Source organism: Prochlorococcus marinus subsp. marinus str. CCMP1375, from assembly GCF_000007925.1.
GTDB classification, from domain to species: domain Bacteria; phylum Cyanobacteriota; class Cyanobacteriia; order PCC-6307; family Cyanobiaceae; genus Prochlorococcus_E; species Prochlorococcus_E marinus.
The window spans coordinates 1,422,766-1,435,887 of the sequence record NC_005042.1; the positions used below are offsets into that span (position 1 = coordinate 1,422,766).

Here is a 13,122-nt window from a genome sequence, read left to right on the forward strand (position 1 = left end):
ACATCACGAAAGCACCGTCTGTATCTCCCAAACACACAAACCCCAACACTCAATATCTAAAGGTTCAACCCTGATGATCTAGATGTACCCTCATTGGACATTCCGTTTCATCTCTGTTGAGACTGTATGGATAGATAGTTAGTTAATTCACAGTCAAATGAACACTCCTAAACATCTACCAAAACTCAATACAAAGACACCTCAAAAGCCAGACTCAGAGTAGGCACCAACTTCAAATCTTTTACTAGCAAGGATTTTAGCACCAGCTTCTTCACACACATCCATTGATGCCATAGGAACTACGAATGAAGTGATATTGGATTCGCTGCCAGCCTTGGACTTGATTAAAAGACAAACATTCTCAGCATTAGCTGCTGTAGGCAATGCAAGAGCAGCAATTAAAGGAAGGAAGAACTTATTCATTTTCCCTTTCTAGCTGCTCTAATTAAATTAGACAGAAAAAATTACAAAAATCTCTGAGCTGATTTAACGAAATACACAGGACGCATACATCCCCCATATCCCCTCCAGAAAGTAGGTATAGGGATACAAGATAATTTCCTCGTGACTTAATTTTCAAAAGTCTTCAGGCTGATCCTGAACTTCGCAGAGAAAAGAAACCTTGAATACTCTATAGAGAAATACGTAAGATAAGTGAAGGACTGGGTTTTAAGGGAATCGGATAATTTCATTCCAACTCCATTCCAACTTTGAGTTCATTTCTTCTTTAATCATACGCCCAGTAATACCCAAGATTGTAGAGAACAGAAAAGTCCTGAATGGGCGAGGAATAGTTGGGCAGTCTCGACGAAAAACTTTAAAGAGAATCAGGGAGAGTCCTTTCATTATTGCCGCGAGGCTTTCCTAAATTCATGGGTAAAATTTCTTTCCAAGAACCAGTTCTAGCCTCCCTTTTTGTAGCATCTTTTATCTCCTTGAGAGATCTTAATTCTCCCATTGCAAGTCCTGTCACTATAGGAAGTTCTTGCATTATTTTGCCAACAGGCTTTTTATTAATGAAATTGAAACTCTGAATGGTTTTTTTTCCGTTTTGATCATAACCAACAACTGTGAAATAAAAATCTGCTGACTTACCTAATTGTGAGCCACCTACTCCTCCAGCAGCTCCTCCAGCAATAATTCCTGGGCCGCAAAGAACTATTGTCCAACAAGTTGCCAACCCGCCTATAACAGCTCCTCCTACAGCTCCTCCGCCAGCGCCTACTGCAGCTACTCCTTTGTTATGATCTGAACCGCCACCTGTATACCATTGAGCAATTTTATAGGAAGGCATAAACCCACTTGGTCCAGTAACACCTTTCCCATCAAGAATAATCTTGCATTTCAGACCATTACATATAGCATCGTAATTTCCAGCCAAAGTAATCCCACCCCCCTGAAGTAATAAAACTGATGCAACTCCAACAGGCATCAATTTTCTCAAACTATTAAACATTTAGATAACCTATTCATTCATACTGATCATAAGGGTTAGGAGGGCTTGTCAACAAAAATTATAAAATTCATTAGCTTATTTAACTAGATATACAGGACGCATACATCCCCTATATCCCAATTTAGAAAATAGACATCGAGGTTAATGATTAATTTGCACAACTTCTTTTCTGTAAGTTTTCAATCGAGTCTTCAGCTGCAGGGAAAACCTTTAATACTTTATAAAGAAACACGTACCAGCTTGGTATCACTCCAGCCATGATAGATGTGTGGATAGAAAAAATACGAAAACCTTAGATCTGTTGCCGTTACTAGCCCTTTATCAAGATCTAATTTCAACCAACTTTTTTCCAAATTTCTTGACTAAACTAAAAAAATGAATAACAAAAGATGGTGGCTAATGAAAAGTAAGCATGCAGTTAAATCCAGGATTTCGGGAATTGAACAAAATCCATTCGAACTTTTCCTGAACGACAGTCATCAATTAAATAGCATTGTCTAAATTATCAAAATCTAAATCAAATAAAATATGTGACAATTTACAATCCTACCTGCGCCATCTATTTTTTCTAGATTGTCTATATAAAATTAAAAATAGCACATATCTGTATTCAGTTGAAAAAAACTCTTATCACCAGTTTAGTACTAGCTTCACTTGCATTTCCATCAATTGCATCTGCCGATGAAGATAGATACTACTTAACTATCGGAGGTGGAAATAATTCAACCTCAGATATTGAAGGAGATACCACAATAGGTACGACAAAATACGACTTATCCTCCAATATGGATAGTTCGTTTGCATATCAATTGGGTATTGGGAAACACTTCTCTGACAAGTGGCGTCTAGAGGTTTCATTTGGGAAATTCACTCCGAAAATGCAAGACATTACAGCAAGCACAGGTGGAGTTGGCGCAACAGCAAGTCTTTCTCCAAAGCCAGAATATGACGTCAAGTCCTATATGCTTAATGTTTATAGGGATTTCCCAGGCGAAGAAGACAAGAAGTTCTACCCCTACGTAGCAGCAGGATTAGGAACAACGAATGTAAAAATGCAGAACTACACTACAACCGTTGCTGGAACAGATGTAGTTGTAGTTGATGATGGAAGAGATCTTTTTACTTGGAACTTAAAAGGTGGAATGAACTATAAAATGAATGATAAGAATGACTTGTTCGCGGAGGCTAATTATACAAAGCTAGAAAAATTTACAGAGGATTCTATTAATTATGATGCACTTAGTGCAGTTAACTTATTAGCTGGATGGAGATACAAATTCTAATTTAGATATATAAAAATCTTAAAAAAATACCCAACTGCTTGATAAAACAGTTGGGTATTTTTTTCATTGAATCAGAAGAAAAAGATAAAGTCATCTTCCTTCTCGTTCCATTATTAACATTTGCATTCAGAATTAAAAAAACAGCAGCAACTGGAATCAAAAACTTCCTGTAATTCTTGAAATCTAATTTCTGAAAACTCCTTCTCAAAGTATTATCGTTCAAAAGTTAATGATTGTCATGCAAACCAGTGCCAGATAAAAACGATGCAAAACAAAAAGAGTCACTGAACCTAACTACTGGCTAATGAAGTATGAACTAGATGGTTGAAAATCAAGAAGGCATACGCAATATAGTTATAGCAATCTATTTCAGCTTTTAATAAAATAAATTTATTACTTCCTTAGAAGTATTGGAATCATTTTCCCACCACCTTGATCATCATCATCTTCAAATGAGAAAAAAATAACCACTATTGCAAAAATCGCTATAAATAATGAATAAGTGATAACTGCAAATTCACTCATTTGTTTTTATTTGGAATTTCGAAAGAGAATATCAGAATAAGAAAAAGGAATGTATCTAATTTGACAACCACATTTTTTAGAGGGAGCTTACATTTGAGATACGCTTACTCCTATACAATTCATGTATACCCTCTAACTGATTATAAACAGCAAGCAATTGAGAGCTGATATGATCAATATTTTCAATACCATTTAAGTCAAAAAGAATCCTTTCAATTCGATTCTTTGATTCCACTAAAATGTGGCATTGCCTCGTTCCTGATTCGTATAGCATTAATTTTAACTGATAATTTTAAGAGCATTTTTACGAAGAAAAGACTATGTAAATGAAGTCAGAATCATTATAATGACTCCTATCATAGCTAGTCTGCCATTAAGTATTTCCGCTTTCTTAAGATTACAGAAAGGCATGACTTAAAAAAAGTATTTGTTTACAAATAATATACTAATAGAAAAAAGTGTATGTATCTATTTATGCTTTTCTCGAAAAACATCGATGCAAAGTCAAATTACTAGCATATTTTAGTATGCCTAAATACATAATTACGATAGAATTGTCGTATTTAATCTAAATAAATTAGCATTTAAAAATAAAGCCTATCAAAAAAACTTTTTGTCAAATTAGATACATCTATAAAGCAATAAAGCTGTAGCTTAATTTCAACCAAAGTTATTACTATGGAAACCAAAAGTTTGAGACAACAGGATCTAATAAGAAAAGCAATTATTAAAGAATTTCATAAATGTCATCCATCCGGAATTGCTTTTCGAAAGAAGGCTTATAAGCCTTCCTTAAAAGTCAATCAATCACACTACCAGACATCCTTTTAAACAATGGATGATAATCAAGACTTTCATGGGACGAGCCCTGACCTTTACGAAGAGATATTAGCTTACGAATCCCTAGACCCATACGAAGGTCTTTTGAATCGCTCCAAGATTACTAGAGCATATCTAAAAAACAGTACTAAGGAAGTTTCACGCCAAGAGCATCCTAAATACTAATCTACCTATTGTCGTGATTACAAAATGGAAACGATTATCGTTCTTATCTTTTGATAAGGTCAGCAATGTTTGGTCTTGCGTAAAAGATGGGACAAAAATGGTTAATTTCAGGCTCGCCAGGGTGCGGGAAGACTACCTGGATACTTAACAAGATCAAAAGCAATCAAGGTGCTTGCGGATATTTACGCCTAACTGAACAAGCCAACAATAATAAAGAAAAGTTACCTGAATCTCTAATTGATTACACATTCTTGAAAGATCAAGCTCCTCATCTACAAGACTTATCGGACTGTTCTGATACTTCTATGTCACAACAGAAAGACTTCTTCATTTTGATTGAGCTTTCACAATCTCAATCACCTGAAAGCGTAGAACCAGCAGAGCTAAATCCTTACATCAAGAGTCAACTTGAGTCTTTAAGGCTACAACCTGATAGGCAACTACACTTTGGTCGAGACTCAGAATTACCTAATAATGACACGTTGGTTTTCAAAAAACTTGAATCTTGGAGCCTCAACCTTGCCAAAAGAGTCTGGGATCCACAGAGTCTGAATACCTTTTGGTTTGAGCTCGTGAATGGAGCCTATGGAGATGTCTATAGAGCCAAGGCTCTCATGAACTTGCCCGATGGACAGTCTATTTTCTTCAATTGGATTGTGAGTCAAAAAGGGTCACAATTTCTTCCACTAAAAACAGTTTCCCCTCCTAATGGCAGGCCTGAAAGCCCATCAGCGCTAGTTATACAAGGTAAAGGACTTGATTGCATAGGCATTGAGTCAACGATTAATCACTGCCTACTAAACGATGCCTTACTCGAAATGCATCAAACACCTTTACGAAATCAACAGCCAGAAGCTCTTCGCACAAACTAATCATCATGAAACACGCAGTTATCTCCTGCCTACATGCCAACCTCGCTGCAGTGAAAGCGGTATTAAATGATATTGATCAACAAGGAATTGACGATATCACTTGTCTTGGAGATCTTGTAGGCTATGGGCCACAACCGAATGAAGTAGTAGATCTAGTACGAGAGCGTGCTATTGCTAGCTGTCAAGGATGCTGGGATGAAGATATTATTGAGGGTCTTAATGCATGCGAATGCAGCTACCCATCTCAACTAGCGGAAAAACGGGGACATCTAGCTCATGAGTGGACAGCAGAACAATTAACAAATATCAATAAAAATTTTCTAGCAAGCTTGCCAACATCAATACGTAGAGATCGCATCCTGTTTGTTCATGGCAGTCCCAATAGCCAACATGAGTATCTTCTACCTGACATGAATGCATTTGCAGCACTTGAAAGAGTTAACAAAGCCGGAGCTGATACTTTGTTTTGCGGACACACTCATCAACCTTATGTACGTGAACTAAAAAATGGAACAATTCGAGTGCGGCTACAAAACACATCTAATAACAATGCAGAAGAAAAGGAAATAAAGTTACCGATGCGAAAAATCGTCAATGCAGGATCAGTCGGCGAGCCTCGTCATGGCAGCACTAATGCCACCTATGTAACCCATGATGATGTTACTGGTGAAGTTGAAATCAAAGAGGTAGCTTATGATATTAGGCAAACATGCCAAGCCATTATTGATGCTGGACTGCCACCAATATTTGCATGGCGACTAAGCCATGGCTTTGAATTTGCTGAGCAAGCCGAAGATGCTAGTCATGTTTGTGAACGATGATTGAGCGCTGGGCACTAGTGAGTGGTCTAAAAGGTGACCTAGGAACCTATGAGCTGATTCAACGTAATTTAAAGAAGGCTCGCGGAGTTACGGCCTTATTTGTCCTAGGAGATATGATCGGGCCAGAACGCAACTGTGATGCATTATTAAATCGACTACAAAATCCCCGACGTGATGAGTTACAACCTCAGTGCATTTATGGCTGGTGGGAAGAGCAGCTGCTTACAGAGCAGGGATTACGTGGCGAGCAAAAGGCCGATGCTTTGCGACTAAATCAAGGCGAAGAAGCAGTAACAGCCTTATTGAATGCTGTTGATACCTATCATCTCAAGTGGCTAGCATCACTTCAATTTGGCTTCATTGAATTAGATTGCGGCTTAATCCATGGAAGCTCCGCAGATGTAGGAGATAACCTTACATCTGAAACATCTCCGCTCATTCTTATTGATCGCCTCACTCGACTTGATGTAAATAGATTATTCACAGCACACAGTACCAAACAATTTCATCTTGAGCTCACGGGGGGAAGGCTCGATTCACAGGTAAAAGACCTGAATGGCAAAAGTCAACATCAGCAGAAAGTATCTAAACAAAGCATCATTGGAATTGGAGCAGGAGCGAATTACACCATCTATGACGTTGGTAGTGATAAAACACACTTTCTGAGCGTTGGTGATCAATACAATAAAAAAGGAAAAGGTTTCGCATAACAAGCATCACTAAAATAATCATCTTAGTAATGGTGTCTCTGCTCCTCGCTTCTACGTTTGGTGGTCTTATTTTCTCAGTTCTTAAAAGTTGAGAAGGGGTCTGCAATCCAATTCCAATAACGCGTGAAGGGAACCTGCATCCAACCCCTCACTCCCTAAACATTACTCCTGATTTTGATGCTGTAAATAAGGATATTCCATTCAAACTATATACTTAAAAAGATAAAAATCACTAAGGAAAAAATGACCATTAATAAATTGGCAGTAAAAGTATTAACCGTGGCCAGCTCAGGTTTTTTCTTACTGATCATTGCTAAATCAATTACTGCCAAACCAACCTTTCTAACAAACCTGTCAAATCGCAGACTTCAAAATTCAATCGAATCACTACGACAAGAGATGGATATCCCTGGCGCCTCAATCGCAGTAATTGATAACGGGAAGATATCCTGGGCAAAGGGTTTCGGGATAGCCGACAAAATTACTCAACGTGAGGTAACAACGTCTACCTTATTTACCGCTAATTCAATCACCAAAGTACAAACATCTCTAGCCGTAGTAAAACTACTAGCTGATAAAGGAATCGCGTTAGATGAACCAGTAAACCGTTATCTTAAAAGCTGGAAAATCCCAAAGAATCAATTCACAGCAAAAGTGCCAGTTACTTTTAGGATGCTACTGAATCATACTGCAGCACTTACCTCACCTTATCCAGACGGTTGCTGTGGTCCTAAAGAAACTTTGCCGACGGTAAAGCAGTTTTTAAATGGTAAGCCGCCTGCAACGAATCCCCCAGTAACGGTAACCAACGTACCAGGAGAAAAGTTTGCATACTGCAATGGCTGTTACTCAGTGCTTCAGCCTGCTATTGAAGACGTCGGCGACAAACCTTTCAAAAGATTAATGAACGAGTTGGTGATACAACCTGCAAAAATGATGAATAGTACTTTTGACGACGAGTTCTTCCTAGAAGACTCCTCAACAATAGCCATTCCTTACGACAGCGATGGCAGTGTGCATAAAAAAGCCCCAATGCGCAGTACTATCCTCTCTCCAGGTCTACTCTGGACAACAGCGACCGATCTAGCTCTCTTCAATTTAGCCTTCACCCGAGCACTCAAAGGAGAAGGCACTCTAATTAATCAAAGACTAGCTGAAGCTTTAATTATTCCGAGTTCAACGCCGACACGCAGTCTAGGATTTTTTATTGTTAATAAAAATGCTCAGGAAGATTCAAAGGGTGACTACCTTTCTCACAGTGGATCGAATATTGGTTATCTCTCACTTTCTATCATCAGCAAAGACGGTAAGAAGGGTGCTGTAATTTTGATCAACAAAGGACCAAATCCTTTCACAACAACTGAAATACCTGAATATTCCTTCATCACAGACAGTTTGAAGTTGATCAGTAAATACAATCGTTGGGATTAGTAATCAAAACTTGATTGAAATAGAATAAAGAAATGAGGGTGAGAATGTTAAGCCATCCACACATCACAATATCGCTGAGAACCCATGGCATCACAGGAACCCAACTACTGGCTAATGAAGAGTGAGCCGACAGTTATACCAAGGGATTTGAAGGAATCGAGGTAGTCCATACTAGCAAAATACTAGCAAGATCTTCATTCGAAATTCCAACCAACTAAAGAAAAAATGAGCCAAGAAATCAATCTTGAACATGCCAAAAAAGCTCAAAAAGATGCTGAATGGGCTTACAACAATGCAATGGAAAAGTTCTACTACTCAATGTTGGAAGTTGTTTTTTTAAGGATAAAAAGTCATCTCAGTCCCCAAGGGTTAAAGAAAGTCATAGAGATGGACGAGAAAAGAAACGACAATGAAAACTTGGGAGTTGAATTTAGCCAGAAAACTTGGGCAGTTTTAGCAGAATCTTGGGCTGGAGCAGAAGGTCTAGCTATGACAAAAATCGCTGATCTGTATGGACTGGAGGTCGCTGATTTGGATATATCTAAAATTGAGAGACTTAATGAAAAGCCTGATACTCCAAGATGTGAACCAACTAATAGATAAGAGAAGCAAAAATATAATGCATATTAAATGGCATCTAATTTCATCAAAATACTAACCAGCAAATTAGCGAAAGATATAATTTCAATGCTTCTCCAACTAAGAGAGAGTCAACAAATTAAGAATTTTTCATTCAGAGTCATCTAACTCATCGAAGTCTTCTGCGTTCCCAAAATGATGCGCTCTCTGATCATCAACATCAGCCATCGAATCAACAAAAGCATCATTATCATTATTGTTTCTACTTTCAATACTGTCAGCAATAGACCTAAGTTTGCTAGCAATAATCGCTCGGAACCCTTTCATGTCAATATCAAAGATCTGTGAAGTAAAGTTTCTTTTTCATAATTCATTTTCGTTTTGAATTGCCTCTCTCGGAATCACCCAAACATCATCATTAATATTTTCTCCTAACCACTCCTTATATTCATTGAATATGCAACGCCGATCAGAAGGTTCTTTTAATGTTTCCATTCTTGAAACAGCATTATTCAAAGCTAAGCGCAAGATTTCTTTTAGCTCTGAATCAGCATTCATTTCTCAAGAAAGATATCTTCTAACAAATGCATAGCTAAAAATTGCAACATTGGAATTGTATAAAATACTCTTTATGTATAGACCCTCATTTAGTAACAGCGCTTTCGGTGTAGAACTCACCTGCTAACCTACTAACTAAAAGAGATGCTTACAGATGCTAAAGATAATTTTTCTGGCTATTTCTCTATATTTACTATTTAAGATCCTCAAGAAAAGAAAGACTAATAAATCTATGGGGAAAACTGACTTAAGCGATGCAATTTCAACCTGGCGACATGATGAGGGGAAAGACATTAAACAAGAACCTTTATATTCTTCTCGTCATGAATCAACACCAAGTAGCGAGAGGACCGCAGAAGAAATAGTCACTAAGCATGAAAAAATAAATAGAGAGGCGATGAAAAATGAAGAATTAGAATAAAGAAATAGGGGTGAGAATGTTAAGCCATCCACACACCATCCACACATCGCAATATCGCTGAAACCCCATGGCATCACAGGAAACTAACTACTGGCTAATGAACCACGAACCTTATTTGAGACAGTAGTAATAGAAAGGGTTTATGCATTTAAAAAGCGATAACCAAAAAACCTCCATCTAATTTTCTCAACCAACCAGTTTTCTTCAGTTGAGACAATATCCTTGTAATGGTTACACGCGTTAGTCCTACTGCATTAGCAATATCTTGATGAGTGATCAAGAAATCAATCATCAAGCCCTCTTCCACTGGCTTACCAAAATCAGTAGCTATCAATTCAAGGAATGCTTTAACCCTTTCTTCAGCAGTCTTTTCTAAGAGAACAGTCAAATTTAATTCTGTAGAACGATGGCGTAATGAGAGCGACTCCAAAATTGCCAAGGCCAAAGGTGGAGAATTATATACTTCTTCGACAGGCAAGTGTAGTAGTTCACAATCAACCAAAGTAAATGGACTGCAGTGGTCAATGAAAGAAAATGGTTCGCCAAGTACCTGATTTTGCCCCACAAAACCAAGAATAAATTCGTTACCATCAATTCTTGGCACTCGTAATTTAATTAATCCTTTAACAACAATCCAGATCTTGCCTTTAAGCCAAGGAATATAATTTCCTTTGGAAATATGAACAATATTCTTTCTAGCAAAACTAGTTTCCAAAAATTTTGACAATCCGTCTAAAACCTTTGGTGAAACCGTGCAATTAGCTGCAGCCACATTTGACTGATTAAATATACAAATAATATATCATCATATCAATAATACTTGATATAAAGAATGTATATGCATTACCTGGATTGGAAGAGCATGGTCGGTTGCTGCTTCAAGCAGGAAGCTTACAGAGATCCTCGATTTTGCGTCAGTGATTTCTATTGCGAGGAAAGGGTTAGTGGCCAAATCGCCTGGCAATTGGTTCAGGGCTTAAGTGACGTAAGGCTCGATCGTCTAAGAGGTGAAAGCCGCTCTGAGTGACGACCTTCCATCATCGTTTTATGGTAAATACATCAAGAAAACTTGATTAAAACAACTTTTATTGATTAGAATGCAATTGATTCAGTTCTTGTTTTTCTCATGTCCTTCTCCAAGAAGGTTTTTTCTTTTGTCTCCATGGCTGCTCTTGGAGCTGGCATTACGGCATGTGGATCAAGTGATTCCACGTCAGGTGTGAGACTTAATGGAGCGGGTGCTTCTTTCCCTGCCAAAATCTACACACGTTGGTTTGCCGATCAAGCAGAAGAAGGTGGCCCTAGAGTGAACTATCAAGCTATTGGTTCTGGTTCTGGACGAAAAGCTTTCATTGATGAAACAGTTGACTTTGGAGCGTCTGACGATCCAATGAAAGCCAAAGATATTGGCAAAGTTACACGTGGGTTAGTTCAAATCCCAATGGTTGGAGGCACCATTGCATTTGGCTATAACTACGATTGTGACCTCAGGCTTACACAAGAACAAGCAGTTCGTATCGCCATGGGCAAAATCACGGACTGGAGTCAAGTTGGTTGCCCTGCTGGAAAATTAACTTGGGCGCATCGTTCTGATGGTTCTGGAACAACAAAAGCTTTCACCAATTCCATGCAAGCTTTCTCTAAAACATGGACTTTAGGAACAGGCAAATCAGTTAATTGGCCTGCTGGTATTGGAGGAAAAGGTAATGCTGGTGTTGCAGGATTAATTCGCAACAATCCAGGAACAATTGGTTATGTTAACCAGTCCTATGTCAAAGGAGTCATTAAAGCAGCTGCTCTGCAAAATTTATCGGGTGAGTATCTAAAGCCAAGCAAGGAGAATGGTGCAATAGCTCTCAACGGAATCACTTTAGATCGAAATCTAGCGGGCACAAACCCAAATCCAAAAGCACGTGGAGCTTATCCAATTGCAACTTTAACTTGGATCCTTGCTTATGAGACTGGTAATGGCTCTAAAACAAAAGCCATCCAAGAGTCACTAAACTATCTTCTTAGTGAGAAAGCTCAAGAAAAAGCTCCTTCCCTTGGGTTTGTTCCGCTTAAAGGAGAAATTCTACAGAAAGCTCGTTCAGCCGTCAAAAGAATTGGACAGTAACTCTCTAACTTAAGAGTTTAAGAAAAGGAGGGGCTTGAATCCCTCTTTTTTTATGTCAATAATTAATTTCTGCTTATGCAGAATCCTTTTCAAAAAAGTCAGAGTTATTTATAGAAGGGAGCGAAAGACTGGTCAACCATGATAAGAATACAAACAAGCTTGAACACCATAAACAAACTTGCATTCCTACAGATGTTTCTGACCCAAGCATAAATAGGACACCAGATAAGAGCGTACCAATCAGTCTCCCTGCCGCATTTGCCATGTAATAGAAGCCCACATTTAGACTTACGTTTTCCTTATCCGTATATGCAAGAACCATATATGAATGTATCGATGAGTTCATTGCAAAAATGAATCCAAATATTATTAATCCAACTGTAATTGCTATTTCTGGATTGCTTTGTCGCCATAGTGCTATAGCTATTAGAGCTGGTATTGCAGTTAAGACAGCGCTCCAAAATTGAACAGAAGAAACCCCTGGGCTTCTTTTATTTCCCCATAAATTTCTTAAAGACGGCGCAAACGCTTGGATAAAGCCATAACCAATAACCCACAATCCTAGGAACGCTCCAATCTCAGAAAAATTCCAATTTAGATACGTTTCAAGAAAAACAGGTAATGCCACAACGAACCATACGTCTCTTGCCCCAAAGAGAAAAAAGCGTGCAAAAGAGAGGACATTGATCCCTTGAGATTTAGAAAATAAGTCTTTGAAGATTGGTTTGCTTTTCATCTTCCCAATGTCTCCAGGCAAAATTAATGTCAATAAAAACGAAACACCTAAACCGATTGCCATTAATGCAACTGCTGTATTAAAACCAAAACTGGTCAGCAAAAGTCCACCAAGAAAAAAGCCAACTCCTTTGAGTGCATTTTTTGAACCAGTTAAGATAGCAACCCATTTGAACAATTGATTATTTCCACCATCTTCTTCAGGGGAATCTGGAACGACAGTTTTGATTGCACTTTTGGCACTCATCTTATTGAGATCTTTTGCTATACCACTAATCGCTTGAGCAACCATGACATAAATGACACTCAAAAGTTTCGACCAACTACTCGAAACTGGTATCAACATCAATAAGGCCACTATTTGTAAAAGAGTCCCGACCCATAGTGTTAGACGTAATCCATATCTTGCTCCAATCCATCCACCATAGAGATTAGTGACGATGCCAAAGAACTCGTAAAAAAGGAATAAGAATGCGATTTCTAAGGTTGTATATCCAAGGCTATGAAAGTGAAAAATCACTAGCATCCTTAGAGCACCATCTGTAAGTGTGAATGCCCAATAGTTGGTCGTTACGATTCCATATTGCTGTAATGACGATAATCTCATGCT

At 38.2% G+C, this 13,122-nt stretch carries 17 protein-coding genes; 9 read left to right on the forward strand and 8 right to left on the reverse strand.

The features are described from left to right. Positions 1–201: 201 nt before the first annotated feature. Together PRO_RS07630 and PRO_RS07635 are read right to left on the reverse strand one after the other, a co-directional pair. The gene (locus PRO_RS07630; protein ID WP_036892486.1) at positions 202–423 is read right to left on the reverse strand and encodes a hypothetical protein; all 222 of its coding nucleotides are present in this window, start codon (positions 421–423) and stop codon (positions 202–204) included. Between the two features lie 394 nt (positions 424–817). After that, positions 818–1,456 (reverse strand): hypothetical protein, encoded by a 639-nt coding sequence (locus tag PRO_RS07635; protein ID WP_011125712.1) that lies wholly within the window; start codon positions 1,454–1,456, stop codon positions 818–820. A 614-nt stretch (positions 1,457–2,070) separates the two neighbouring features. On the opposite strand from PRO_RS07635, the gene PRO_RS07640 reads away from it, so the two are divergent. Then, entirely contained in the window at positions 2,071–2,739 is a 669-nt protein-coding gene (locus tag PRO_RS07640; protein ID WP_011125713.1) for an outer membrane beta-barrel protein, read from the forward strand. Between the two features lie 393 nt (positions 2,740–3,132). Here the strand turns inward: PRO_RS07640 and PRO_RS09635 are convergent, their stop codons facing one another. Together PRO_RS09635 and PRO_RS09680 are read right to left on the reverse strand one after the other, a co-directional pair. Then, the gene (locus PRO_RS09635; protein ID WP_011125714.1) at positions 3,133–3,264 is read right to left on the reverse strand and encodes a hypothetical protein; all 132 of its coding nucleotides are present in this window, start codon (positions 3,262–3,264) and stop codon (positions 3,133–3,135) included. A 318-nt stretch (positions 3,265–3,582) separates the two neighbouring features. Next, positions 3,583–3,675 carry a chlorophyll a/b-binding protein gene (locus PRO_RS09680; RefSeq protein ID WP_011125716.1) on the reverse strand — a complete coding sequence of 31 codons (93 nt, stop codon included), beginning with the start codon at positions 3,673–3,675 and terminating at the stop codon, positions 3,583–3,585. A 423-nt stretch (positions 3,676–4,098) separates the two neighbouring features. On the opposite strand from PRO_RS09680, the gene PRO_RS07650 reads away from it, so the two are divergent. From PRO_RS07650 to PRO_RS07675, 6 genes are all read left to right on the forward strand, one after another. After that, a complete protein-coding gene (locus PRO_RS07650; RefSeq protein ID WP_164923249.1) occupies positions 4,099–4,269 on the forward strand; it encodes a hypothetical protein in 171 nt (56 codons plus the stop codon). Between the two features lie 86 nt (positions 4,270–4,355). Next, positions 4,356–5,141: an ATPase gene (locus PRO_RS07655; protein WP_011125717.1), complete on the forward strand. Its 786-nt coding sequence runs from the start codon at positions 4,356–4,358 to the stop codon at positions 5,139–5,141. 5 nt (positions 5,142–5,146) lie between these two features. After that, positions 5,147–5,962 (forward strand): metallophosphoesterase family protein, encoded by an 816-nt coding sequence (locus PRO_RS07660; protein ID WP_011125718.1) that lies wholly within the window; start codon positions 5,147–5,149, stop codon positions 5,960–5,962. Continuing rightward, positions 5,959–6,672: a phosphoesterase gene (locus tag PRO_RS07665; RefSeq protein ID WP_011125719.1), complete on the forward strand. Its 714-nt coding sequence runs from the start codon at positions 5,959–5,961 to the stop codon at positions 6,670–6,672. Before PRO_RS07660 ends, PRO_RS07665 begins: the two co-directional genes overlap by 4 nt. A 243-nt stretch (positions 6,673–6,915) precedes the next feature. Further along, positions 6,916–8,103 carry a serine hydrolase domain-containing protein gene (locus PRO_RS07670; protein WP_011125720.1) on the forward strand — a complete coding sequence of 396 codons (1,188 nt, stop codon included), beginning with the start codon at positions 6,916–6,918 and terminating at the stop codon, positions 8,101–8,103. A gap of 225 nt (positions 8,104–8,328) precedes the next feature. Continuing rightward, positions 8,329–8,706, forward strand: a complete 378-nt coding sequence (locus PRO_RS07675; protein ID WP_011125721.1) for a hypothetical protein — start codon at positions 8,329–8,331, stop codon at positions 8,704–8,706. 126 nt (positions 8,707–8,832) lie between these two features. Here PRO_RS07675 and PRO_RS07680 read toward each other — a convergent pair whose 3' ends face one another. Together PRO_RS07680 and PRO_RS07685 are read right to left on the reverse strand one after the other, a co-directional pair. Further along, the gene (locus PRO_RS07680) at positions 8,833–9,009 is read right to left on the reverse strand and encodes a hypothetical protein (RefSeq protein ID WP_164923250.1); all 177 of its coding nucleotides are present in this window, start codon (positions 9,007–9,009) and stop codon (positions 8,833–8,835) included. Positions 9,010–9,045: 36 nt separating this feature from the next. Next, positions 9,046–9,240 carry a hypothetical protein gene (locus PRO_RS07685; protein WP_011125722.1) on the reverse strand — a complete coding sequence of 65 codons (195 nt, stop codon included), beginning with the start codon at positions 9,238–9,240 and terminating at the stop codon, positions 9,046–9,048. 232 nt (positions 9,241–9,472) lie between these two features. Here PRO_RS07685 and PRO_RS07690 point away from each other — a divergent pair, with 232 nt between their 5' ends. Next, positions 9,473–9,661 (forward strand): hypothetical protein, encoded by a 189-nt coding sequence (locus PRO_RS07690; RefSeq protein WP_036892488.1) that lies wholly within the window; start codon positions 9,473–9,475, stop codon positions 9,659–9,661. Positions 9,662–9,809: 148 nt separating this feature from the next. On the opposite strand, the gene PRO_RS07695 is transcribed toward PRO_RS07690, so the two are convergent. Continuing rightward, on the reverse strand, positions 9,810–10,433 hold the full coding sequence (locus PRO_RS07695; RefSeq protein ID WP_011125724.1) for a Crp/Fnr family transcriptional regulator: 624 nt from the start codon (positions 10,431–10,433) through the stop codon (positions 9,810–9,812). A gap of 354 nt (positions 10,434–10,787) precedes the next feature. Here PRO_RS07695 and pstS point away from each other — a divergent pair, with 354 nt between their 5' ends. Beyond that, a complete protein-coding gene (gene pstS / locus PRO_RS07700; protein ID WP_011125725.1) occupies positions 10,788–11,777 on the forward strand; it encodes a phosphate ABC transporter substrate-binding protein PstS in 990 nt (329 codons plus the stop codon). 73 nt (positions 11,778–11,850) lie between these two features. Here the strand turns inward: pstS and arsJ are convergent, their stop codons facing one another. Further along, entirely contained in the window at positions 11,851–13,119 is a 1,269-nt protein-coding gene (arsJ, locus tag PRO_RS07705; protein ID WP_011125726.1) for an organoarsenical effux MFS transporter ArsJ, read from the reverse strand. Positions 13,120–13,122 lie beyond the last annotated feature (3 nt).